The sequence below is a fragment of the Streptomyces sp. NPDC059582 genome (assembly GCF_042735715.1).
GTDB lineage: Bacteria > Actinomycetota > Actinomycetes > Streptomycetales > Streptomycetaceae > Streptomyces.
The window spans coordinates 128179-150718 of record NZ_JBHWCC010000006.1 but is presented as its reverse complement, the minus strand read 5'-3'; the positions used below and the strand labels follow the sequence as shown (position 1 = coordinate 150718).

General features: G+C 71.2%; 20 protein-coding genes. 9 read left to right on the top strand and 11 right to left on the bottom strand.

The window, feature by feature from the left end:
- Window positions 1-121: 121 nt before the first annotated feature.
- From hpt to dacB, 4 genes are all read right to left on the bottom strand, one after another.
- The gene (gene hpt, locus ACFV0T_RS08305) at window positions 122-682 is read right to left on the bottom strand and encodes a hypoxanthine phosphoribosyltransferase (RefSeq protein ID WP_385775794.1); all 561 of its coding nucleotides are present in this window, start codon (window positions 680-682) and stop codon (window positions 122-124) included.
- Window positions 683-760: 78 nt separating this feature from the next.
- Window positions 761-1888: a tRNA lysidine(34) synthetase TilS gene (gene tilS / locus ACFV0T_RS08300; RefSeq protein WP_385775792.1), complete on the bottom strand. Its 1128-nt coding sequence runs from the start codon at window positions 1886-1888 to the stop codon at window positions 761-763.
- Window positions 1889-2080: 192 nt separating this feature from the next.
- Entirely contained in the window at window positions 2081-3205 is a 1125-nt protein-coding gene (locus ACFV0T_RS08295) for a zinc-dependent metalloprotease (protein WP_385775790.1), read from the bottom strand.
- Window positions 3206-3302: 97 nt separating this feature from the next.
- Entirely contained in the window at window positions 3303-4898 is a 1596-nt protein-coding gene (dacB, locus tag ACFV0T_RS08290) for a D-alanyl-D-alanine carboxypeptidase/D-alanyl-D-alanine-endopeptidase (RefSeq protein WP_385775787.1), read from the bottom strand.
- Window positions 4899-4977: 79 nt separating this feature from the next.
- On the opposite strand from dacB, the gene ACFV0T_RS08285 reads away from it, so the two are divergent.
- Both ACFV0T_RS08285 and ACFV0T_RS08280 read left to right on the top strand, forming a co-directional pair.
- The gene (locus ACFV0T_RS08285) at window positions 4978-5469 is read left to right on the top strand and encodes an inorganic diphosphatase (RefSeq protein WP_351615513.1); all 492 of its coding nucleotides are present in this window, start codon (window positions 4978-4980) and stop codon (window positions 5467-5469) included.
- 105 nt (window positions 5470-5574) lie between these two features.
- Window positions 5575-7242 carry a threonine/serine exporter ThrE family protein gene (locus ACFV0T_RS08280; protein ID WP_385775784.1) on the top strand — a complete coding sequence of 556 codons (1668 nt, stop codon included), beginning with the start codon at window positions 5575-5577 and terminating at the stop codon, window positions 7240-7242.
- Window positions 7243-7326: 84 nt separating this feature from the next.
- Here ACFV0T_RS08280 and ACFV0T_RS08275 read toward each other — a convergent pair whose 3' ends face one another.
- A complete protein-coding gene (locus ACFV0T_RS08275) occupies window positions 7327-8325 on the bottom strand; it encodes a VTT domain-containing protein (RefSeq protein WP_385775782.1) in 999 nt (332 codons plus the stop codon).
- A 167-nt stretch (window positions 8326-8492) separates the two neighbouring features.
- On the bottom strand, window positions 8493-9254 hold the full coding sequence (locus ACFV0T_RS08270) for a MerR family transcriptional regulator (protein ID WP_385775781.1): 762 nt from the start codon (window positions 9252-9254) through the stop codon (window positions 8493-8495).
- Between the two features lie 107 nt (window positions 9255-9361).
- Here ACFV0T_RS08270 and ACFV0T_RS08265 point away from each other — a divergent pair, with 107 nt between their 5' ends.
- Both ACFV0T_RS08265 and ACFV0T_RS08260 read left to right on the top strand, forming a co-directional pair.
- Window positions 9362-10645, top strand: coding sequence for an ion channel protein (locus tag ACFV0T_RS08265; protein ID WP_385775779.1), 1284 nt, complete (start codon window positions 9362-9364; stop codon window positions 10643-10645).
- Window positions 10646-10678: 33 nt separating this feature from the next.
- Window positions 10679-12085, top strand: a complete 1407-nt coding sequence (locus ACFV0T_RS08260) for a glutamate decarboxylase (protein ID WP_385775777.1) — start codon at window positions 10679-10681, stop codon at window positions 12083-12085.
- A gap of 212 nt (window positions 12086-12297) precedes the next feature.
- Here ACFV0T_RS08260 and ACFV0T_RS08255 read toward each other — a convergent pair whose 3' ends face one another.
- The 3 genes from ACFV0T_RS08255 to ACFV0T_RS08245 all read right to left on the bottom strand — a co-directional run bounded on the left by ACFV0T_RS08255 (window position 12298) and on the right by ACFV0T_RS08245 (window position 15411).
- Complete coding sequence (locus ACFV0T_RS08255) at window positions 12298-12939, bottom strand: PadR family transcriptional regulator (protein WP_385775775.1); 642 nt, start codon at window positions 12937-12939, stop codon at window positions 12298-12300.
- A gap of 22 nt (window positions 12940-12961) precedes the next feature.
- Window positions 12962-14422: an aldehyde dehydrogenase family protein gene (locus ACFV0T_RS08250; protein ID WP_385775773.1), complete on the bottom strand. Its 1461-nt coding sequence runs from the start codon at window positions 14420-14422 to the stop codon at window positions 12962-12964.
- Between the two features lie 164 nt (window positions 14423-14586).
- On the bottom strand, window positions 14587-15411 hold the full coding sequence (locus ACFV0T_RS08245; protein ID WP_385775928.1) for a helix-turn-helix domain-containing protein: 825 nt from the start codon (window positions 15409-15411) through the stop codon (window positions 14587-14589).
- A 364-nt stretch (window positions 15412-15775) separates the two neighbouring features.
- On the opposite strand from ACFV0T_RS08245, the gene ACFV0T_RS08240 reads away from it, so the two are divergent.
- On the top strand, window positions 15776-16255 hold the full coding sequence (locus tag ACFV0T_RS08240; RefSeq protein ID WP_385775770.1) for an ATP-binding protein: 480 nt from the start codon (window positions 15776-15778) through the stop codon (window positions 16253-16255).
- 190 nt (window positions 16256-16445) lie between these two features.
- Here ACFV0T_RS08240 and ACFV0T_RS08235 read toward each other — a convergent pair whose 3' ends face one another.
- Window positions 16446-16706, bottom strand: coding sequence for a DUF397 domain-containing protein (locus ACFV0T_RS08235; protein WP_385775767.1), 261 nt, complete (start codon window positions 16704-16706; stop codon window positions 16446-16448).
- A gap of 699 nt (window positions 16707-17405) precedes the next feature.
- Between ACFV0T_RS08235 and ACFV0T_RS08230 the strand changes: the two genes are divergently transcribed.
- Complete coding sequence (locus ACFV0T_RS08230) at window positions 17406-17948, top strand: hypothetical protein (RefSeq protein ID WP_385775765.1); 543 nt, start codon at window positions 17406-17408, stop codon at window positions 17946-17948.
- 79 nt (window positions 17949-18027) lie between these two features.
- Complete coding sequence (locus tag ACFV0T_RS08225) at window positions 18028-18555, top strand: DUF4232 domain-containing protein (RefSeq protein WP_385775763.1); 528 nt, start codon at window positions 18028-18030, stop codon at window positions 18553-18555.
- Between the two features lie 196 nt (window positions 18556-18751).
- On the opposite strand, the gene ACFV0T_RS08220 is transcribed toward ACFV0T_RS08225, so the two are convergent.
- Complete coding sequence (locus ACFV0T_RS08220; protein WP_385775761.1) at window positions 18752-19867, bottom strand: DUF2786 domain-containing protein; 1116 nt, start codon at window positions 19865-19867, stop codon at window positions 18752-18754.
- Window positions 19868-19952: 85 nt separating this feature from the next.
- On the opposite strand from ACFV0T_RS08220, the gene ACFV0T_RS08215 reads away from it, so the two are divergent.
- Window positions 19953-20720: a Clp protease N-terminal domain-containing protein gene (locus tag ACFV0T_RS08215; protein ID WP_385775759.1), complete on the top strand. Its 768-nt coding sequence runs from the start codon at window positions 19953-19955 to the stop codon at window positions 20718-20720.
- Between the two features lie 125 nt (window positions 20721-20845).
- On the top strand, window positions 20846-22537 hold the full coding sequence (locus ACFV0T_RS08210) for a bifunctional 3'-5' exonuclease/DNA polymerase (protein ID WP_385775756.1): 1692 nt from the start codon (window positions 20846-20848) through the stop codon (window positions 22535-22537).
- Window positions 22538-22540 lie beyond the last annotated feature (3 nt).

Here is a 22540-nt window from a genome sequence, read left to right as displayed (position 1 = left end):
GACGGTACCCCAGCATTGTGGACCGAAGCCGCACGGGACGGCTGGCGATCCGTCTGCATGCTCCAACGGCGCGGGGGCCGCTGGGGTTCCCGATCGTCCTACAGGTCTTGGCCCGTCCGGGTCAGCCGCCGTAGACGTGCGGCGCGAGAGTACCCACGAACGGGAGGTTGCGGTACTTCTCGGCGTAGTCGAGGCCGTAGCCCACCACGAACTCGTTGGGGATGTCGAAGCCGACCCACTCCACGTCGATGGCGACCTTGGCGGCGTCCGGCTTGCGCAGCAGCGTGCACACCCGCAGGGTCGCCGGCTCCCGGGAACCGAGGTTGGAGATCAGCCACGACAGGGTCAGGCCGGAGTCGATGATGTCCTCGACGATCAGGACGTGCTTGCCCTTGATGTCGGTGTCGAGGTCCTTGAGGATCCGCACGACGCCGGAGGACTGGGTGCCCGCGCCGTACGAGGACACCGCCATCCAGTCCATGGTGACGGGGGTGGACAGCGCCCGTGCGAGGTCGGCCATGACCATCACCGCGCCCTTGAGGACACCGACGATCAGCAGGTCCTTGCCCGCGTACTCCGCGTCGATCCGCGCGGCCAGGTCGGCCAGCTTCGCGTCGATCTCTTCCTTGGTGATGAGTACCTCTTTGAGGTCGGCACCCATGTCGTTCGCGTCCACCCGCATCACTTTCGGTCGGTCGTCCCACCGGCTGCCCGGCCCCGCCCCGGAGGGAAGACCGGCCGTCTCCCCGAGGAGGGAGATTCAGCCTTGCCGAATCACCAGTCTGCCACCCTGCCGCTGGGCGACGACTCGGCCCGGGAGGTTGATGGCCCCCTGACCGCGCCAGCCGGTGATCAGCCGGTCGACTTCCTCGATGTGGCGGGCGAACAGCGAACCGGCCGGGGCGCCCGCCTCGATGGCGGCGCGCCGCAGGATCCTGCGGCGCACCGCGGGCGGCAGCGCGTAGAGCTTGGCGCACTCCAGCAGGCCCGTCGCGTCGCGTACGGAGGCCTCTGCCTGACTGGCCCAGGCGTCGAGGGCGTCGGCGTCGTCACGGGAGAGCTGGGCCGTGCGGGCGAGTGCCTCGACGACTCCTTTGCCGAGGGCCTTCTCCAGGGCGGGCAGGCCTTCGTGGCGCAGCCGGGAGCGGGTGTAGGCCGGGTCGGCGTTGTGCGGGTCGTCCCAGACGGGCAGCGACTGGACCATGCAGGCCTTGCGGGCGGTCTGGCGGTCGACCTGGAGGAAGGGGCGGCGGTAGCGGCCGTCGGCCCCCGAGACCGCGGCCATGCCGGACAGCGAGCGGATCCCGGAGCCGCGGGCGAGGCCCAGCAGGACGGTCTCGGCCTGGTCGTCGCGGGTGTGCCCGAGCAGGATCGCGGCGGCGCCGTGGCGGTCGGCGGCGGCGTCGAGGGCGGCGTAGCGGGCGTCGCGGGCGGCGGCTTCCGGGCCGCCTTCGCGGCCGACGGTCACGGCGACCGACTCGACGGGATCCAGGCCGAGTTCGCGCAGGCGCACGACGACTTCGTCGGCTCGCAGGTCGGAGCCGGACTGCAGTCCGTGGTCGACGGTGACGCCGCCGGCGCGGATGCCGAGCTTGGGGGCCTCGAAGGCGAGGGCGGAGGCGAGCGCCATGGAGTCGGCGCCGCCGGAGCACGCCACGAGCACGAGGGGCGGAGCCGGGCGCTCGTGCGGCGTGCGGTCGGTGCTCTGGGCCGGTACCTGGTCGGAGTACCGGGGGCCGGAGGCCTGGCCGACGGAGCCGGAGACGCCGATCGTGCCGGTGGTGCCGGCCGTTCTGGTGGTTCTGTTGTGTTCGATCTCGATGAGGATGTCGTGGAGGACGCGGCGGACCGCCAGGCGTATCGCCGCGACCGCAGGATGGGGACCCATGTCCGGTTCCCTTCATGAAGTTTTCGGGGGTGAGCCCGAGGTTCGGTCACTCAGAGTGTGTAGATGGTGACAGAACCAGGCCGTTCCCCGAGCATTGCACGCCTACCCATGGCTCACGGTCCCTCGGACGGGTGATTGGAGGGGCGTTCGCCTGCCGTCGGCCGGATTCGTTTCACGACTTTTTCGTACGGTTCACGACTCGGCCTTGCGGTGCACCCGTGCGACCCAGTCCGCCGGTTTGGCGATCTCCGCCTTGGTCGGGAGGGTGTTCGGGGAAGTCCACACACGGTTGAACCCGTCCATGCCGACCTCGTCGACGACGGCCCGCACGAAGCGCTCGCCGTCGCGGTACTGCCGGAGTTTGGCGTCCAGGCCGAGCAGCTTGCGCAGCGTGGTGTCCAGCCGCGAGGCGCCCTTGGCGCGGCGCTGCTGGAACTTCTCGCGGATCTCCGCGACGCTCGGGACGACGGCCGGTCCGACCCCGTCCATCACGAAGTCGGCGTGCCCCTCCAGCAGAGACATCACGGCGGTGAGGCGGGCGAGGATCTCCCGCTGGGCCGGGCTCTGCACCAGCTCGACCAGGGAGCGTCCGCCGTCGTCCTCCTCGCCCTCGGGCCGGCCGCCGGCCAGCGACTGGGCGGCTTCCCGGATGCGCTCCAGGAACGTCGACGGGTCGACGTCGGTCTCCGCCAGGAACGACTGGATTTCGCCCTCGAGGTGGTCGCGCAGCCAGGGCACCGCGGAGAACTGGGTGCGGTGCGTCTCCTCGTGCAGGCACACCCAGAGGCGGAAGTCGTGCGGCTGCACGTCGAGTTCGCGCTCCACGTGCACGATGTTCGGCGCGACGAGCAGCAGGCGGCCGCCGCCGTTCCGGGCGGCCGGGAGCTCGCGGGTGGCCGGGGCGAACGTCTCGTACTGGCCGAGGACGCGCGAGGCCAGGAACGACAGCAGCATGCCCAGTTCGACGCCGGTCACCTTGCCGCCGACCGCGCCGAGGACCGCGCCGCCGGGGGTGTTGCCACGCCGTTCCTGCATCTTCTCGAGCAGGGGCTTGAGGACCTCCCGGAACCCGGCGACGTTCGCCCGGACCCAGCCGGGGCGGTCGACGACGAGTACAGGGGTGTCGTGGATGTCTTCCGTGCCCATACGAGTGAAGCCCCGGACGTGTTCCTCCGAGGCCTTGGCGTACCGGCGCAGTTCCGCGACGACGGCCCTGGCCTCGTCGCGGCTCACCTCGGGGCCCGGCCGTACGAGCCGGGTCGCGGTCGCGACCGCGAGATTCCAGTCGACCATCTCGGCACCACCGATGCTCGTCATGGCTCAACGGTACGTGAGCTGTCCCACTTGGGGCAGGCCGCGGAACGGGGGCAACGGGCGGCGCCCGTCCGAACGGGGGCGCCGCCACGGGTACGGCTCAGCCGCAGCCGCACTCGGCCAGGGCCGTCGCCGTTCGGTCCAGCGCCGACTGGGCCGCCGTCGGATCGGTCGTGTCGGCCGTCAGGAAGGCGAAGGCCAGTAGTCGGCCGTCCTGGTCGACGACCGTGCCGGCCAGGGTGTTGACGCCGGTCAGGGTGCCGGTCTTGGCGCGTACGACGCCGGCCGCGCCCTGCGTGTAGCGGTCGGTCAGGGTGCCCGTGAAACCGGCGACGGGCAGGCCGGTCAGGACCGGGCGGAGTTCGGGGTGGGTGGGGTCGCCGGCCTCGACCAGGAGGGCGGTCAGCAGGTCCGCCGTCAGCCGGTCCTCGCGGTTCAGGCCGCTGCCGTCCTTGAAGCCGGCGCCGCTGACAGGCAGGGCGAGCTTCTTCAGTTGGGCGAGGATCGCCTTGCCGCCGCCGGCGAAGTCGGCGCGGGCGCCGGTCGCGACGGCGGTCTGGCGGGCGAGTGCCTCGGCGATGTCGTTGTCGCTGTTGGTCAGCATCCGCTCGACCATCGTGGACAGCGGGGGCGAGGAGACGGTGGCGAGGGTCGCGGCGCGGCTGGTCGCCTTGGAGGGGCCGGGCGGAGTCGTCGTGATGCCGGCGGACTTCAGGAACTCGCCGAACCGGCGGGTCGCGTCGGCCGCCGGGTCGGCCACCCGGGGCGCCGGACCGCTCGTCGAGTCGTCCGTACGGCCCTCGTCGGCCACCAGGGCGCTGACGCGGGCGATGTTGTCGTTGACACCGATGGGATGCAGCGCGGAACCGGCGAAGAGGGTGGTGTCGTACGACAGCGTCACCTTGGCCAGGCCCCGCTTCTTCAGGGCCGCGGCCGTGTCGGCGGCGAGCTCGCGCAGGCTCGCCCAGCCCTGCGCATCCTTGCGGGCGGTCAGGGTCGGATCGCCGCCGCCGACGAGGACGAGTTCCTTCGTGTCGGGTTCGAAGGCGACGCGGGTGGTGAAGCGGTGGTCGGCGCCCATCGCGGAGAGCGCGGCGACGGCGGTGGCGATCTTCGTCGTGGAGGCCGGGGTGAGCGCGTCGTCGGCTCCGGTGCCGTAGAGGCGCTTGCCGGTGCCCATGTCGACGACGACGGCCGTGTGCCGGGCGCCGAGCGCCGCGTCCTCGAGCAGCGGGTCCAGGACGTCGGCGACGGACTTTCCGCCCGGTGCCGACTTCACGGTGTTCGCGCCGCCGCCGACGCCGGTCAGCACGGACAGGGCGCTGGGCGCGGGCCGCGGCACCCCGGCCTCGGTGTCGGACGTGCCGGATCCACGGCCGTGATCTGCGCCACCCGTGCTCTCCCGAGCGGCGGCCCAGTCCCGCTCGGCCGTACGCTGACCGGTGGAGTCCCAGGGACCGGTGGCGGTCACCACGCCGGCGGCCAGTGCCAGCCCGGCCGTGGCGGCGCCCGCGGTGTACTGCCAGGTCTTCGGCCTCAGTGTCCGTGCGACCCGCGGTCTCACGGCCTGTGCCAGGCGTGCGACCCGCGGCCTCACGGCCGTCGCGGCCCGTACCAGACGCGGTCGTACGGCGCCCGCGATCCGCACCACATGCGGTCTCGCGGCCTGCCAAGGCCTCAGCTCTGGCACGACCACCAGCCCCTTTCGCGATCACACACCTGCGTGAGGGACACTTAATCACCAGAACTATGTGTTGATCATGGAGGAGTCACCGGTGGAGTTCGACGTCACGATCGAGATCCCGAAGGGTTCGCGGAACAAGTACGAGGTGGACCACGAGACCGGTCGGATCCGACTGGACCGTCGACTCTTCACCTCGACCAGTTACCCGGCCGACTACGGCTTTGTCGAGAACACCCTCGGCGAGGACGGTGACCCGCTGGACGCGCTGGTCATCCTGGAGGAGCCGACCTTCCCCGGCTGCCTCATCAAGTGCCGGGCCATCGGCATGTTCCGGATGACCGACGAGGCCGGCGGCGACGACAAGCTGCTGTGCGTGCCGGCGTCGGACCCGCGGGTGGAGCACCTGCGCGACATCCACCACGTGTCGGAGTTCGACCGCCTGGAGATCCAGCACTTCTTCGAGGTCTACAAGGACCTGGAGCCCGGCAAGTCCGTCGAGGGCGCCGACTGGGTCGGCCGTACCGAAGCGGAGGCCGAGATCGAGCGGTCCTACAAGCGCTTCAAGGACCAGGGCGGCCACTGAGTCCGCCGCCGTTCAACGGGCCGTACGCGCACGCGTGCGGCCCGTTGGCGTGTCTGTGCGCATACTGAGGTCTGAGGAAGGCGTCGTTCAGGGAGCGTTGCGTCAGTGACGGAAGCGGAGGACCGCAAACCGCAGTCGGACGAGGCGAGGAGCGCATACGACTCCGAGATCACGTCCGAGTTCGCGATTCCGAAGGGTCTGGCCGTCGCCAAGGGCGGCACGGAGCCGGAGGCCACGTCGGAGTTCGCCGTCCCCGACGGCCTCGACGTGGCCCAGTCGGCCGCCGGGGAGTCCGAGGGGTCGGCGTTCAGCACGCCGCGGACCTACAGCGCCCGGCAGGCCCCGCCCGCCTTCACACCGCCCGGGGGCGTGCCGCGGGTCAACCTGACCAAGGACGTCCCGTGGCAGGACCGGATGCGCACGATGCTGCGCATGCCGGTGGCCGAGCGGCCGGCCCTGGAGGTGGCGCAGAAGGCCGAGGAGGTCGCGCCCGCCGTACCGCGCGTGCTCGACCTCACCCTGCGTATCGGGGAGCTGCTGCTGGCGGGCGGCGAGGGCGCCGAGGACGTGGAGGCGGCGATGTTCGCGGTCTGCCGTTCCTACGGGCTCGACCGCTGCGAGCCGACCGTCACCTTCACCCTGCTGTCGATCTCGTACCAGCCGTCCCTGGTGGACGACCCGCTGACGGCCTCGCGGACGGTGCGGCGCCGCGGCACGGACTACACCCGGCTGGCGGCCGTCTTCCGGCTCGTGGACGACCTGAGCGACCCGGAGAACAGCTTCTCGCTGGAGGACGCCTACCGGCGGCTCGCGGAGATCCGCCGCAACCGGCACCCGTACCCCACCTGGGTGCTGACCTCGGCCAGCGGGCTGCTCGCGGGCGCGGCCTCCGTGCTCGTCGGCGGTGACCTGCTGGTCTTCGTCGCCGCGGCGATCGGCGCGATGCTCGGCGACCGGCTGGCGTGGCTGTGCGCCGGGCGCGGGCTGCCGGAGTTCTACCAGTTCACGGTCGCCGCGATGCCGCCGGCCGCGATGGGGGTCGCGCTGACGCTGGCGAGCGTCGACGTGAAGGCGTCCGCGGTGATCACCGGTGGGCTGTTCGCGCTGCTGCCCGGGCGGGCGCTGGTAGCCGGGGTCCAGGACGGCCTGACCGGCTTCTACATCACGGCGGCGGCGCGGCTGCTGGAGGTCCTGTACCTCTTCGTCGGCATCGTCGTGGGCGTGCTCGTGGTGCTGTACTTCGGCGTGAAGCTGGGCGCCCAGCTCAATCCGGACGCGGCGCTGAGCATCTCCGAGCGGCCGCTGATCCAGATCGCCGCGTCCATGCTGTTGTCGCTGACCTTCGCGGTACTGCTCCAACAGGAACGATCCACCGTGCTGGCGGTGACCCTGAACGGGGGCGTCGCCTGGTCGGTGTACGGCGCGATGCACTACCCCGGCGGGATCTCGCCCGTCGCCTCCACGGCCGTGGCGGCCGGCCTGGTGGGTCTGTTCGGGCAGCTGCTGTCCCGCTACCGGTTCGCGTCGGCTCTGCCGTACACCACCGCGGCGATCGGGCCCCTGCTGCCCGGTTCCGCCACCTACTTCGGGCTGCTGTCGATCGCGCAGAACGAGGTCGACAAGGGGCTGGTCTCGCTCACGAAGGCCGCGGCGCTCGCCATGGCCATCGCCATCGGGGTCAACCTCGGGTCGGAGATCTCGCGGCTGTTCCTGCGGGTGCCGGGCGGCGCCACCGGGGGACGGCGGGCCGCCAAGCGGACGCGAGGCTTCTGAGCGTCGGGCCCATGGCTTCCGAGCCTCGGGGCCCATGGCCTCTGGGCGTCGGGCCCCGCGCCCTGTTCCCGGCCCCGGTGCGGCTCAGCCCTGGTTGTAGGGGTACTGCCCGCCCTGCTGGTAGTCCTGCTGCGAGCCGTGCGGCTGCCGGCCGTAGCCCTGCCCCTGCCCCTGCCCCTGCGGGTACTGCTGCGCGTACGGCTGCTGGGGCTGGCCGTACTCCTGGCCGTAGTACTGGTTGTCGTACCCCTGGTCGTAGCCCTGGTCCGTGCCCTGGTTGTAGTGCTGGTTCTGGTTGTAGTGCTGGTCCTGGTTGTAGTGCTGGCTCTGGTTCTGGTTCTGGGGCTGCTCCGCCGGCGGGATGCGGCGCAGCTGGGTCGTCGCGTCGTCCATGGCGGGGGGCTGCTGCTGGAAGGGCTGCTGCGGGTACACCCCCTGCTGGGGCTGCGCGGCGGGCGGGGCGGCGCGCCGCTCCCTGCGGGCCTTCAGCACCTCGATGATCACCGGGATCACGGAGATCAGGACGATCAGGACGAGGATGGCCTCGACGTTGTTCTTGATGACGTCGATCTGGCCGAGGAAGTAGCCCGCCACCGTCACGCCGGTGCCCCACAGGACGCCGCCGATCACGTTGTACGTGATGAACGTGCGGTACTTCATCCGGCCGGCGCCCGCGATGATCGGGGCGAACGTGCGCACGATCGGCACGAAGCGAGCGAGCACGATGGCCTTGGGGCCGTAGTTCTCGACGAACTCGTTGGCCTTGTCCAGGTTCTCCTGCTTGAAGAGCTTGGAGTCGGGGCGGCTGAAGAGCTTCGGTCCGAAGAACTTGCCGATCAGGAAGCCGACCTGGTCACCGAGGACCGCGGCGGCCACGATCAGCGTGCACACCAGCCACAGGGGTTGGTGGATCCACTTGCCGTCGGCCACCAGCAGACCCGCCGTGAACAGCAACGAGTCGCCCGGCAGGAAGGCGAACAGACCCGACTCGGCGAAGACGATGACCAGGATGCCGATCAGCCCGAAGGTCGAGATCAGATAGTCCGGGGTAAACCACTCGGGGCCGAGGGCGAGGGTAGTCACGGGTTCCGGGCTCCTGAGGACGGGGGAGGGCGGTCGGCGCGGCGGTGCGACCGCCCAAAGCTATCAACGCAACGCCACAGGAGCAGGTTCCCAGGGCTGACCCCAGGATGCACTGTGCCCCCGCTGGGGCAAAGCTGTGGACGGCCGCACCCCCGGTATCGCCCCGGTCAGGAAGTCCGCCGCGCCGCGTTGGCGACGATCGCGTCCCTGAGGTGCTCGGCGAGACCCGGCCGGATGGAGTCGTAGAACGCCTTGAAGCGCTCGTCGGCCACGTACATCTCGGCGAGGCCCTGGTGCATGTCGTACGGGCACGCGTAGAACCAGGTGCTGATGTGCTGCCGGTGCTCCTCGGCCATGTCCATGGCCGGCTCACCGGTGGACGGCTCACCGGCGGCCATCAGGGCGCCGTAGCGCTCGCCCCAGGACTTCGTCTCGTCCTGGATGCGCCGCCAGTCGTCCTTCGTGTAGCGGGCGGCCCGGCGCTGCGACTCGGCGTACGCCTCTGTGCCGCCCCAGCGCTGCTCCGCCTCCTCGGCGTACTGCTCGGGATCCTTGTCGCCGAAGACCTCGAACCGCTCCTCGGGTGTGAGGTTGATGCCCATCTTGCGTGCCTCCATGGCGTGTTCGACGGCCGCGGCCATCTGCTGGAGCTTCCCGATCCGGGCGGTCAGCAGTTCGTGCTGGCGGCGCAGGTGCGCGCGCGGGTCCGCGGCCGGGTCGTCGAGCAGGGCGGCGACCTCTTCGAGCGGGAAGCCGAGCTCTCGGTAGAACAGGATCTGTTGCAGCCGGTCGAGGTCGGCGTCGCTGTAGCGCCGGTGGCCCGCGTGGCTGCGCCCGCCCGGGGCGAGCAGACCGATGTCGTCGTAGTGGTGCAGCGTGCGCACCGTGACTCCGGCGAATCCGGCGACCTGTCCCACGGAGTAGCTCACTTCCGCTCCCTTCTCGGTACGCACTCCACGCTGAGCCCTCACGCCACGTGAGGTGCAAGCCCCGACCTTCGGGATGTTGGCCCGTTATGTCCGCTTATGGTGAGCGCGTGGCCCAGGACACCGCGCAGCAGGAACCCGTCGCCCCGGCGACACCCGCACGCGCGCTGCTGCCGCTGATCCTGCCCGCTCTCGTCGTGGGCGTGGGGTCGAGCCTGCTGTTCGTCGGTGTGAGCGCCGCGGCCGAGAAGCTCCAGCACGTGCTGTGGAACAACCTGCCGGACGCCCTGGGGATCGGCCGGTACTCCGTGCTGTGGACGTTCGTCGTCCTCACCGCGACCGGCATCGCGGTCGGGCTGGTGGTGTGGAAGGTGCCGGGGCACGCCGGGCCCGACCCGGCCACCACCGGGCTGGACGCCCCCACGCTCCCGCCCGTGGTGCTGCCGGGCCTGCTGCTGGCTGCCGCGCTGATGCTGGCCGGCGGGCCGAGCCTCGGCCCGGAGAACCCGATCATCGCCGTGAACATCGGCCTGGCCGTATGGCTGGGCCACCTGGCCCTGCCACGGCAGCCCGGAGAGCTGTGGGGGCTGCTGGCGGAGGCGGCGACGCTCGGCGCGCTGTTCGGCACCCCGGTGGCGGCGGCGCTGGTCATCTCCGAGGCGTTCGCCGGGCACCCGGCGCGGGGGCTGCTCTGGGACAAGCTCTTCGCGCCGCTGCTCGCGGGCGCGGCCGGCGCCATCACGACCACCCTGGTGGCCCACCCGACCTTCGACCTCCATCTGCCCCCGCTCGGCCGGCCCGGCGCGGGCGACGTCCTGGCGGCCGTCGTGATCGCCTCGGTGGCCGCGCTGCTCGGCATGTGCGCCGTCTACGCCTTCCCCTACGTCCACGGCGCCTTCCGTCGGCTGCGGCACCCGATGCTGATGCTTCCGGCCGGCGGTGTCGTCCTCGGGGCACTGGGCGCCCTGGGCGGCCATCTGACGCTGTTCAAGGGGCTGGACGAGATCGGGGAACTGGCGAGCGATCCCGAGGGCTGGTCGCCGGGACAGTTCGCCGCCATGACGGTGGTGAAGCTGGCCGCGCTGCTCGTCGCCGCGTCCTGCGGCTTCCGGGGCGGGCGCATCTTCCCGGCCGTCTTCGTCGGCACCGCGCTCGGCCTGTGCGCCCACGCCCTGGTGCCCGCGGTGCCGCCGGCGCTGGGCGTGGCGTCGGGTGTGCTGGGCATGCTCCTGGCGATCACCCGGCAGGGCTGGGTGAGCCTCTTCACCGCCGCGGTCCTGGTGGCCTCACCGGTCGTCCTCACCCTGCTCTGCATCGCCTCGCTCGCCGCCTGGCTGCTGGTGACGGGACGGCCGCAAATGCAACTCCATGACGACGGAACCCCGGTCCGCTGATCCGTCCACCGATCCCCTCCGAGGAGAAACCCGATGGCGCTCCACAAAGGCCCTGCGAAGCACGACGAACGCACCGTGTCCGTGAACCCGTTCTTCGGGGAGGCGAACCCGGTCGCCGACATGACCGAGGCGCCGCCCCGGCACCGGCTCCCGGATTCGCCCCTGTCGCCGACGACGGCGTACCAAGTCGTGCACGACGAGCTGATGCTGGACGGCAACTCCCGGCTGAATCTCGCCACGTTCGTCACCACGTGGATGGAACCGCAGGCCGGCGTGCTGATGGCCGAGTGCCGGGACAAGAACATGATCGACAAGGACGAGTACCCGCGCACCGCCGAACTGGAGCGGCGCTGCGTGGCGATGCTCGCCGCCCTGTGGCACGCACCCGATCCGTCGGCGGCCGTCGGCTGTTCGACGACCGGGTCGAGCGAGGCGTGCATGCTCGCCGGTATGGCGCTCAAGCGGCGCTGGACGCAGCGCAACGCCGACCGGTATCCGGGCGCCCGCCCGAACCTCGTCATGGGCGTCAACGTCCAGGTCTGCTGGGAGAAGTTCTGCAACTTCTGGGAGGTCGAGGCGCGGCTCGTCCCGATGGAGGGTGACCGCTACCACCTCGACGCGCAGGCCGCCGCCGAGCTGTGCGACGAGAACACCATCGGGGTCGTCGGCATCCTCGGCTCCACCTTCGACGGCTCCTACGAGCCCATCGCGGAGATCTGCGCGGCCCTGGACGCCCTCCAGGAGCGCACCGGCCTCGACATCCCGGTGCACGTCGACGGCGCGTCCGGCGGGATGGTCGCGCCCTTCGTCGACGAGGACCTGGTGTGGGACTTCCGGCTCCCGCGCGTGGCCTCGATCAACACCTCGGGGCACAAGTACGGACTGGTGTACCCGGGTGTCGGCTGGGCGCTGTGGCGCGACAAGGAGGCCCTCCCGGAGGAACTCGTCTTCCGCGTCAACTACCTGGGCGGCGACATGCCGACCTTCGCCCTCAACTTCTCCCGGCCCGGCGCCCAGGTCGTCGCGCAGTACTACACGTTCCTGCGGCTGGGCCGCGACGGCTACCGGGCCGTGCAGCAGAGCACCCGGGACGTGGCCACGGGCCTCGCCGCGCGCGTGGCCGAGCTGGGCGACTTCCGGCTGCTCACCCGGGGCGACGAGCTGCCGGTGTTCGCCTTCACGACGGCCGACGACGTCACGGCGTACGACGTCTTCGACGTCTCCCGGCGGCTGCGCGAGCACGGCTGGCTGGTGCCCGCCTACACCTTCCCGCCGAACCGTGAGGACCTGTCGGTGATCCGGATCGTCTGCCGCAACGGTTTCTCGTCCGACCTGGCCGAACTGTTCCTGGAGGATCTGAGCCGCCTCCTGCCGGAACTGCGCTGCCAGCCGCACCCGCTGACCCGGGACAAGCAGGCGGCGACGGGGTTCCACCACTAGGGCGTGTTTCGAAAGTCCCGTCCGGCCCGCGAGGCGCATCCGTGCGGGTCATCGCCGTTCCGGCGTCCCGGCCACGGGGACGCCGGCGCGTGACGGATACACGGGGACGCGGGAACACAGGGACGCGTGCGCGGTGGCGCCACGAGGAGCCGTGCGTGGTGGCGCCACGGGGACCCGCGCGCGTGCACGCGCGCCTGCGTGAACGCGTGCGCTCAGTGCGCGTCCCCCGGATGCCGCTCCCCCGTCGCGTACGGGTTCTCCTGACCCTCGGCCAGGACGCCGACGAACGGCTCGCCCTCACCGACGAAGGTGTACGCGCCCGCCTCCAGCCGGGCGACGAGCCCCCGGGTCCAGGCCGCGTCCGAGTCGGCGGTGTGGACCCAGAGGTTCATGATCTCGCCGATGTGGCCGAGCTGCCCGGGACCCTCCTCGGGGAGGTAGTGCCCGGTGACCTCGGCCCGCCAGGCCTCGATCCGCCGGATCCGCTCCTTCAGCAGCGCCACCGCCTCGTCCCTCGGCAGGTCCACGAGGAAGCCGATGGCCGCCGACTGGACGTCCATCTTCTGGTCGTAGGACGTCAGGGACTCCCGGAGCAGCCTGAGGTACTCCTCGGTGCCCCTGCCGGTGATCTCGTACTCGGTGCGCGGCGGGCCGCCCGCCGTGGACGGCGCCACCTCGTGCGCGTGCAGCAGTCCCTGCTTCGCCATCTGCTTGAGGGCGTGGTAGACCGAGCCGGGCTTGGCGTTGGACCACTCGTGCGCGCCCCAGTACTCCAGGTCGTTGCGCACCTGGTAGCCGTGGGCCCGCCCGTGCTGACGGACGGCACCCAGCACGAGGAGACGGATCGCTGACATGGGGCCCAGGTTATGGCCCGGCTCAGAACGGGAACGAGCTCCGGCCGTGCTGGACCGAGATCCACTTCAGCGTGGTGAAGGCGTCGAGCGTGGTCTCGCCGTTCAGCCGGCCGATCCCGGAGTGCTTCTCGCCGCCGAAGGGGACGAGCGGCTCGTCGTGGATGGTGCCGTCGTTCACGTGGAACATGCCGGTGTCGACCCGCTTGGCGAAGGCGACCCCCCGCTCCACGTCCGCCGTGTGGACGGCGCCGCTCAGACCGTAGGGCGTGTCGTTGACGACGCGGATCGCCTCCTCCTCGCCGTCGAAGGGGACGAGGAGGGCGACGGGCCCGAAGATCTCCTTGTGCAGGAGGGAGGAGTCGGCGGGCACGTCCGTGAGGACGGAGGGCTCCACCAGGTTGTCGGTCGTCGCACCCCGCACGAGGACCGTGGCGCCCTCGGCGACGGCCTGGTCGACGGCGGCCGAGATCGCGTTCGCCTGGAGGGAGTTGATGACCGGCCCGATGACCGTCCGGGGGTCACGGGGATCGCCGGTCTTCAGGGTGCGCACCTTGGCGACGAACTTCTTCGTGAACTCGTCCGCGACCGAGCGGTCCACCAGTACCCGGTTCGCGGCCATGCAGACCTGGCCCTGGTCGACGTACCGGCTGAAGACGGCCGCGTCGACCGCGTAGTCGATGTCGGCGTCGTCGAGGACCACCAGGGCGCTGTTCCCGCCCAGTTCGAGGACCGAGCGCTTGAGCTGGGCGGCGCAGACGGTGGCGATGTGCCGGCCGACCTTGTCGGACCCCGTGAAGGAGATGACCTTCGGCACCGGGTGCTCGATGAACGCGTCGCCGATCTCGGCGATGTCCGTGAGGACGACGTTGAGCAGACCGCCCGGCAGGCCCGCGTCCTCGAAGATCTTCGCGAGCAGTGTGCCGCCGACGATGGGGGTGTCCTGGTGCGGCTTGAGGACGACGGCGTTGCCGAGGGCGAGCGCGGCGGCGATGGGCTTGATGGACAGCAGGAAGGGGAAGTTGAAGGGGCTGATGACGCCCACGACGCCGACCGGGACGCGGTAGAGGCGGTTCTCCTTGCCGTCGACCGGCGAGGGCAGCAGCCGGCCCTCGGAGCGCAGCGCCAGCTGGGCCGCCTCGCGCAGGAACTCCTTGGCGAGGTGGATCTCGAAGCGGGCCTTCACATGCGTGCCGCCGAGCTCGGCGATGATCGCCTCGGTGATCTCCCGCTCGCGCTCCTCGACCAGCCGCAGCGCCCGGTCGAAGACGTCACGACGGGCGTACGGGTTTACGTCGGCCCACGCTCTCTGGGCCCGCGCGGCCGCGCGATAGGCCTGATCGACCTCGTCGACGGTGGCTATCGTGATCGAGGCCAGCTTCTCGCCGTCGTACGGATTGAAGTCGATGATGTCCCAGGAGCCGGTGCCCGGACGCCACTCGCCGTCGATGTACTGCAGGGCCAGTTCGGTGAAGCAGGACGACATGTGATCCCTCAATCCCCTTGCCGCCGAAGCAGTCGAGCCAGACACCCGGTCGACCCCCGTTCGACTGTTGGTCTGATCACACGTCATCGTACGGGCGGATCACGCGAGTTGGGGTGGCCTGAGGCGGATGCGCAAGGCCCTTGCGGCGATATCGAGGGTTATCCCTACGACAGCTGCAAAAGTCCCCGCAGCAGATCGCGGCTCTCGTCCGGGCCGGGGCTGTCCTGCTGGAGTTCCTTCAGCGCGTGCTCGTACTGGGCGACGTCCTCGCGCTTGTCCAGATACAGCGCGCTGGTCAGCTGCTCCAGGTAGACCACGTCCGACAGGTCGGACTCCGGGAAGCTGAGGACCGTGAAGGCGCCTGACTCACCGGAGTGCCCGCCGAGGCTGAACGGCATGATCTGGAGCCGTACGTTGGGACGCTCGGAGATCTCGATGAGGTGCTGGAGCTGCTCGCGCATCACCTCGCGGTCGCCGTAGGGGCGGCGCAGGGCGGCCTCGTCCAGGACGATGTGGACGTCGGGCGCGTTCTCGGAGACGAGGTACTTCTGCCGCTCCAGGCGCAGCGTCACACGCCGTTCGATGTCGGCCTCGCTCGCGCCCTTCATACCGCGCTGCACGACCGCGCGGGCGTACGCCTCGGTCTGGAGCAGGCCGTGCACGAACTGCACCTCGTAGGCGCGGATCGCGGACGCGGCGCCCTCCAGGCCCACGTAGGTGGGGAACCAGCTGGGCAGGACGTCCGAGTAACTGTGCCACCAGCCGGCGACGTTGGCCTCGCGGGCCAGGGCGACGAGCGAGTCGCGCTCCGCCTCGTCGGTGATGCCGTACAGCGTCAGCAGGTCCTCGACATCCCTGGTCTTGAAGCTCACCCGGCCCAGCTCCATCCGGCTGATCTTCGACTCGGAAGCACGGATGGAGTACCCCGCGGCCTCGCGGGTGATCCCGCGCGTCTCGCGCAGTCGCCTGAGTTGCGAGCCGAGCAGCATGCGCCGCACCACCGATCCTGGCTCTCCCGCGCTCACGTTCGCCAGCCTCCCCAACGTCTTCAGGGGCCGAAGTCTGCCACTAAAACACTCCGAGCAGTACTCGTCCGATTACAGAGATGGAAAGAAGCCAAAGGATGTGCACAAGAAGAAGCAAGGAGAGCGTGAACGGGCAGCAAGAGGGGGGCATGAAGATGGCGGAAAAAATGGCCAAGAAGCGGTACGGGCGGGTCCAATTCGGTCACGTGCACGTGCATCTGCCCTTGCATCTGCTGTGCGCATCAGAAACCATGGTCCCGCGCCACCGCTGCATCGCAACGACCGCGAATTCCCGGGAGTGCCTCGCATGGGGACGAATGGATCGACCATGCTCGAGCCGTTACGGCAGGGCCTTCCGCCGCTGGATCCCGCGGCCGTGTCCAGTGCCGCCTCCTGCGCCCTGCCCGCCCGGTACGAAGCGGTGCGCGAGGCCAGGCGGTTCACGCGCAAGACGCTCGACCAGTGGGACATGGAGGAGCGCTTCGACGACGTCTGTCTGGTCGTCTCCGAACTCGTCACCAACGCCCTGCGCCACGCGCTGCCGCACGGCAGCCCGCGCGTACCGGAGCAGCAGCCGCCCGTGCGGCTGCATCTGATGTGCTGGACCGAGCGACTGGTGTGCGCGGTGCGCGACCCCAGCCACGACAGCCCCGTGGCGCGCGAGACGGACGACTTCTCCGCGGAGTCGGGGCGCGGCCTGTTCCTGGTCGACTCCTTCAGCGACAGCTGGGGCTGGCACCCTCTGGCGGGCACGCTCAACGGAAAGGTGGTCTGGGCGCTGTTCCATCTGCCGCCCCCCACCGCATGACGAACCGCGGCGCATCCTCGCGCCGCGGTTCTACGCGCGTTACGGAATGTCGAACAGCAATCGTCCTCGCCTGCGTTCCCCGTCGGCGTTCCCCGCCGGACGTGAGCGGTGAGCCCTCCGACGATCGCCCGGGGGCGCTCCCGCCCTCAGCCGGTGATCAGCCGGCGGTCCTCCGACCGTCGGCCGGTGCTCAGCCCACGATCAGATGGTCGAACTCGCCGTCCTTGATGCCCAGCAGCATCGCCTCGATCTCGGCCCGCGTGTAGACGAGCGCGGGACCGTCGGGAAAACGCGAGTTGCGTACCGCCACCTCACCGCCCGGCAGCCGGGCGAACTCCACACAGGATCCCTGCGAGTTGCTGTGCCGGCTCTTCTGCCAGGCCACCCCGCGCAACTGTGTGGCCGCCATTCCGTTGTACACGTCGTACCCCCCGTCAACGTCGTGGTCCACAGGTCGCTCCCAGGTGGTGCACTTGGCTGGTGTGGCCATTGATGCAGTGGTCAACTGACCCGGATCATAGCTCTGTTCATGTGCAGATGCATGGGCAGATGCACGTGCACGCGCGGTGGTCCCGCGATTACAGCTTTGACGACCCCTTTACCGACACCGTTCCAGCATGTGCCCCGCGGCGCGCGGGGCATTCGCGCGTGCATTAGGAACAGACGCGCGGCGGGCCCCTTGTGTTCCACCGTCCACATGATCGTCCGATAGGCAGGATGGCGGAGCAGGGTCGGCCGGGCGGACGGACAGCATCCGCTCTCTGGCGTAGGCCGGATGTTCCGCTCCTACGACACCGGAACCGGAACCCCTCGACGCAGGCCTGACGGGTCGGAGGCCGGAAGTACTCGTTCACGCGGATGACCGGGGAGTCCTCACCGGGTGCGGGACCGGGCCTCGAAATCGGTGCGGCGCCCGGGTCAGCCCATCGGCGGGCGTGCGGTCGAGCAGGTCACGGACACTGTTCGAGCGGTCGGACCGGAACCTCTCATATGGATGGGGTGGTCCGCATACGTCGGATGGGGTGGTCCGCGTACGTCGGCTGTACGTAGACCGGCGGTGGTACGGGAGGCGGTCGCCAAGACCCGTGCTGGTAGCTTGCTGCGGTCCCTCGGTCCGTGGGCCGGCCGGCTACTTGCTTGGGAGCTTCCAGTGACTACGGCGACCTTCGTGCGACCTTCGCGCGGCACGGCACGCAGGATCTCGCGCCGATGGGTGCGGCTCACGGCCGCCGGCGCGGGGCTGGCGGGTGTCCTCGCGCTCAGCGCGTGCAGCGGCGACGGCGGCGGTTCCACGGACGACTCCTCGACGAGCCCCGCTTCGACCGCGACCGCCACCGCGGACTCCGGCGGCGGTACGGGTGGAGCCTCCACGTCGGGCGCCGACCTGGAGGGCAGCTGGCTCGCCACGACCGACGGCCACGCCGTGGCGCTGGTGATCACCGGCAAGCAGGCGGGACTCTTCGTCACGAACGGCGCCGTGTGCAGCGGCACGGCGGGCGAGGAGGCCGGGATGCAGATGATCCACCTCAAGTGCACGGACGGCAGCAAGGACCGGGCGACCGGCATGGTCGAGTCCGTCAACAAGGGAACGCTGAAGGTCACCTGGGAGGGTGATCTGGGCAAGGAGACTTACACCAGGTCCGAGGGCGGCCAGCTGCCTTCCGGGCTGCCCACGGCGAGTCTCGGGTCCTGACACCCGGGGGGCGCGCAACGGGACGGCCGGTTCATGCGTGATGATCCATGAGCACCGTCACAACCTCAGGGGACCCCTCATGCGCGCCATGCCGATCACCGTCACCGCCCTCGCCGCGGCCCTCCTCCTCACCGCGTGCGACAGCGGCGGCGGTGACACCAACGACGAGAAGACCACCGGCAGCGGCGGCGCCTGCAAGATCGGCGCGGTCGGCGTGGAGGTCGGACCGGTCAACGCCGCCCCGGCCGCCGGGGACAGCGGCAACGTCTCCGTCACGATCACCAACACCGGCTCCGAGTGCACCTTGGACGGATTCCCGGCCCTCACCCTCCAGGCCGGCGCCACCTCCTCCGCCGTGGCGCGGGACGAGGCCGCGCAGGCGCAGAAGCTGACCCTCGCCAAGGACGCGACCGCCACCTTCACCCTCACCTACGTGCGCGGTGCGGCGGGCGGCACCAAGAGCCTCTCCGTCAAGGCCGTGAAGTTCGCCCTGCCCGGCGCCGACGCGACCCACGACTTCGACTGGTCGTACGGCGATGTCGCGCTGAAGAACGGCACGGACCAGCCGGACGCCTCGGTGAGCGCCTTCCAGCAGGCGGGCGACTGACGGCCGCGGGCGTCGGGCGGGCGTGAGCGCCGGGCGCCGGACGCCGGGCGCCGGGCGCCGGACGCCGGGCGCCGGGCGGGAGCCTGACGGCCGCTGACGGCTGACGGCTCGTGGACGGCGGGCGGGCGGCTGGGCAGGCATGCGGCCGACGGCCGGCGAGGGGACAGGCCGGGCGGCCGGGCGACCGGGCGGGGGTTCAGGGCAGCCGGGGGCGGGACCGCACCTGGGCCCGGTCCGCCGCCTCGGCGCCTTCCGTCCAGCCCGCTTCGTCGCTCACCCCGCGCAGGCGGGTGGTGGTCGTCGCCGGGAACATCCGGTCCGTCGCGGCGGTGACCGCGACCGCGCGGGAGGCGAGGACGGGCAGCAGGTCGTCGCTCACCTGGGTCTCCGCCGCTGCCGCCAGGCGACTGCCGATGCGGTGGGCGTAGGCCGCGAGGAACGACTGCCGGAAGGTCTTGGTCCGCTTGCGGCCGCCCGCACGCTGGGCCGCCTCCGCCCTGGTCATCGCCGTCGTGGCCTGCACGAGCAGCGAGGTGTAGAGGAGCTCGACCGCCTCCAGGTCGGCCTCGAAGCCGACGACCGTGGAGAAGCCGAAAGGTTCGTTCCACACGGACCGGCAGTGGTTCGCGCCCGCCACCGCGTCCAGCAGCACCGCCTTGGCCTGCTCGTACGGCGCCTCGACCCCGATCCGGCAGGCGCCGGGGGCGTCGGGGGCCGGGGCGCGGGCGGCGAGCAGTGCCTCGTCGACGCTGTGCCGGGCCATGAGCTCCTGCGCCTTGGCGCTCAACGCCTCCGCCTCCTCCGGGAACCCGGTCGCCTCCGCCTTGGCGAGCAGCGCACGGATCCGGCCGAACATGCGGGTGTCGGAGCCGACGCCGGGCTGTCGTGGCGCGGGCTCCGCCAGGGGCTCCAGCGTGGGCAGCCGCAGGAGCAGCCGGTACAGCTCCAGGACGGCGCTGGCATGCGAGAAGCGGTCGGCGCGGGGTGGCGCTTCGGCGGCGGCGAGCTCGTCGAGCTGTGCCGCCCAACGGGGGCCGCGCGGCCCGTCGTCGGGCGCCTGCGCGCGGACCAACACCGATATGAGGCGTACGTGCACGTCGTCCAGGTCGCGCCGCACCAGGCGTACGACGTCGGCGGGCTGCCAGCCGCGCCGCCAGGCCGACGCCACGAACTCCCTTCCCCGGGCGTCGAGTTCGGTGTCGGCCGCCGGGTCGGACGCGAGAAGCGAGGCGCCGGTGTCGAGGGAGGCGTCGGTGCCGTCGTAGAGAGCGGCCTCGAAGGCGCGCCCGACGGTGCTGGTCGTACTGCTCACCCGTCGATCGTGCCACGAGGTGTGAGAACCACACGACTGTCAACCAAGGGTTGACGCATGCAGGGTGTCAACCTACGGTTGACACATGTCGACGCAACCGACCATCACGTCATCCGTACGTCTCGACGACCTGATCTCCGCGATCAAGAAGGTCCACGTGGAGCCGCTCGAACAGCTCCAGGACGCGGTGCTCGCCGGCGAGCACCTGGGCGAGGTCGCCGACCATCTGATCGGCCACTTCGTGGACCAGGCCCGCCGCTCAGGAGCCTCCTGGACGGACATCGGCAAGAGCATGGGCGTCACCCGGCAGGCGGCGCAGAAGCGGTTCGTGCCGAAGGAGTCGGCGGACCTCGACCCCAGCCAGGGCTTCAGCCGCTACACCCCGCGCGCCCGCAACGTGGTCATGGCCTCCCACAACGCGGCCAAGGCCGCGGGCGCCTCCGAGGGGCTCCCGGAACACCTCGTCCTGGGTCTGCTCGCCGAGCCCGAGGGGCTCGCCGCGATCGCCGTCACCGCGCAGGGCGTCTCCCTGGAGGCGGTCCGCGAGGCCGCGACCGCCGCGCTCCCGCCGGCCGCCGAGGAGGCGCCCGAGCTGGTCCCGTACGGCCCGGCAGCCAAGAAGGTCCTGGAACTCACCTTCCGCGAGGCCCTCCGCCTCGGCCACAACTACATCGGCACCGAGCACATCCTGCTCGCGCTGCTGGAGTTCGAGAACGGCGAGGGCCTACTGAGCGGCCTCGGCATCGACAAGGCGCGGTCCGAGGAGTTCGTGGCGGAGGCCCTGGAGAAGGTGCTGCGGACCCGGAAGCAAGGCGAGAGCCGGACGGAAGACCAGGCGGAAGGGCAGGAGTAGGCAACGGCACCGGACAGCGGTGAAGCAGGAACAGGACCGGCCGGAGCAGGCGCTGCGGCGGTCGGCACAGGGCCGGGAAGTCGCAGCTCAGGGGCGTTGTCAGACCCTCCTGCCACACTCTCGACATGGCCGACCGCTGGGCGCTCGCTCCGGCCGAGGACGGTGGCGCGGAGATCGCCCCCCTCGGTCCGGACGGGCTGCCCGCCGGGCCGGTGCTGCGGGAACCGGACCTCGCCGAGGCCGTGCGCCGCCGACCGGACGTCACCCGCTGGGTGTGGCGCTCCACCGCCGAGGTCTATCCGCGGCTGCTCGCCACGGGGGTGCGAGTGGAGCGGTGCTACGACATCGAGGACGCGGAGACGCTCCTCCTCGGCCACGAGGGCCGCTCCGGCGAACCCCGGTCGGCGGCCGCCGCCCTGGCCCGCCTGCACGGCGGCCCGGTACCGCCGGATCCGCCCCAGCGGTCCGCCGAACCAGGCGCGCAGTCCCCGCTGTTCGAACCGCAGAGCACCCGCCTGCCGCTGACGGACCTCGTCGAGGTCTACGCCGAGCAGCAGCGGCGGCACGACCGGTCCGCCCGCCCCGACCGGCTGCGGCTGCTGACGGCCGCCGAGTCGGCGGGGATGCTGGTGGCCGCCGAGATGAACCGCGCGGGACTGCCGTGGAGCGCGGACGTGCACCGGGAAGTGCTCCACGAACTGCTCGGTGACCGCTACACCGGCGGGGGTGAGCCCCGGCGCCTCGCCGAGCTGGCGGACGAGGTGTCGGCCGCGTTCGGCCGCCGGGTGCGGCCCGACCTGCCCGCCGATGTGATCAAGGCCTTCGCCCAGGCCGGGATCAAGGTCAGATCGACCCGCCGCTGGGAGATCGAGTCCCTCGACCACCCCGCGGTGAAGCCGCTGGTCGAGTACAAGAAGCTGTACCGGATCTGGGTCGCGCACGGCTGGTCCTGGCTCCAGGACTGGGTGCGGGACGGGCGGTTCCGGCCGGAGTTCCTCGCGGGCGGGACGGTCACCGGCCGCTGGGTGACCAACGGCGGGGGCGCCTTGCAGATCCCCAAGGTCATCCGGCGTGCCGTGGTGGCCGAACCCGGCTGGCGGCTGGTCGTCGCCGACGCCGACCAGATGGAGCCACGGGTGCTCGCCGCCATCTCCCGTGACCCCGGACTGATGGAGGTGGCCGGCCGGGAGAGCGACCTGTATCAGGCGGTCTCCGACCGCGCCTTCTCCGGCGACCGCGCCCAGGCCAAGCTGGCCGTGCTCGGCGCGGTCTACGGCCAGACCTCCGGCGACGGCCTGAAGAACCTCGCCGCCCTCAGACGCCGCTTCCCCAAGGCGGTGGCGTACGTCGACGACGCGGCGCGGGCCGGGGAGGAGGGGCGGCTGGTGCGGACCTGGCTGGGGCGCACCTGTCCGCCGGCGGCCGGGGCGGGCGACGACGGAGCGGACGAGGCGGGGATGCCCCAGGAGGATCCGGCCGGGCAGCCCGTGGAGCAGGGCTGGATGCCCGGTTACGCCTCCACCGACGCCCGCGCCCGTGGCCGCTTCGCCCGCAACTTCGTCGTCCAGGGCAGTGCGGCGGACTGGACCCTGCTGCTGCTCGCCGCGCTGCGGCGGACCTGCGCGGGTCTGGCGGCCGAGCTGGTCTTCTTCCAGCACGACGAGGTGATCGTGCACTGCCCGGCGGAGGAGGCGGACACGGTCGTCGCGGCGATCCGGGAGGCGTCGGACCTGGCGGGGCGGCTGACCTTCGGCGAGACGCCGGTGCGGTTTCCGTTCACGACGGCGGTGGTGCAGTGCTACGCGGACGCGAAGTGAGCG

Bases quoted from the DNA above. Each gene is read 5' to 3' on its own strand.
- hpt (WP_385775794.1), bottom strand. From the start codon at position 682: ATGCGGGTGGACGCGAACGACATGGGTGCCGACCTCAAAGAGGTACTC.
- ACFV0T_RS08240 (WP_385775770.1), top strand. From the start codon at position 15,776: ATGCTCGAGCCGTTACGGCAGGGCCTTCCGCCGCTGGATCCCGCGGCC.
- ACFV0T_RS08215 (WP_385775759.1), top strand. From the start codon at position 19,953: ATGTCGACGCAACCGACCATCACGTCATCCGTACGTCTCGACGACCTG.
- tilS (WP_385775792.1), bottom strand. From the start codon at position 1,888: ATGGGTCCCCATCCTGCGGTCGCGGCGATACGCCTGGCGGTCCGCCGC.
- ACFV0T_RS08245 (WP_385775928.1), bottom strand. From the start codon at position 15,411: ATGCTGCTCGGCTCGCAACTCAGGCGACTGCGCGAGACGCGCGGGATC.
- ACFV0T_RS08295 (WP_385775790.1), bottom strand. From the start codon at position 3,205: ATGACGAGCATCGGTGGTGCCGAGATGGTCGACTGGAATCTCGCGGTC.
- ACFV0T_RS08260 (WP_385775777.1), top strand. From the start codon at position 10,679: ATGGCGCTCCACAAAGGCCCTGCGAAGCACGACGAACGCACCGTGTCC.
- ACFV0T_RS08255 (WP_385775775.1), bottom strand. From the start codon at position 12,939: ATGTCAGCGATCCGTCTCCTCGTGCTGGGTGCCGTCCGTCAGCACGGG.
- ACFV0T_RS08225 (WP_385775763.1), top strand. From the start codon at position 18,028: ATGCGCGCCATGCCGATCACCGTCACCGCCCTCGCCGCGGCCCTCCTC.
- ACFV0T_RS08210 (WP_385775756.1), top strand. From the start codon at position 20,846: ATGGCCGACCGCTGGGCGCTCGCTCCGGCCGAGGACGGTGGCGCGGAG.
- ACFV0T_RS08250 (WP_385775773.1), bottom strand. From the start codon at position 14,422: ATGTCGTCCTGCTTCACCGAACTGGCCCTGCAGTACATCGACGGCGAG.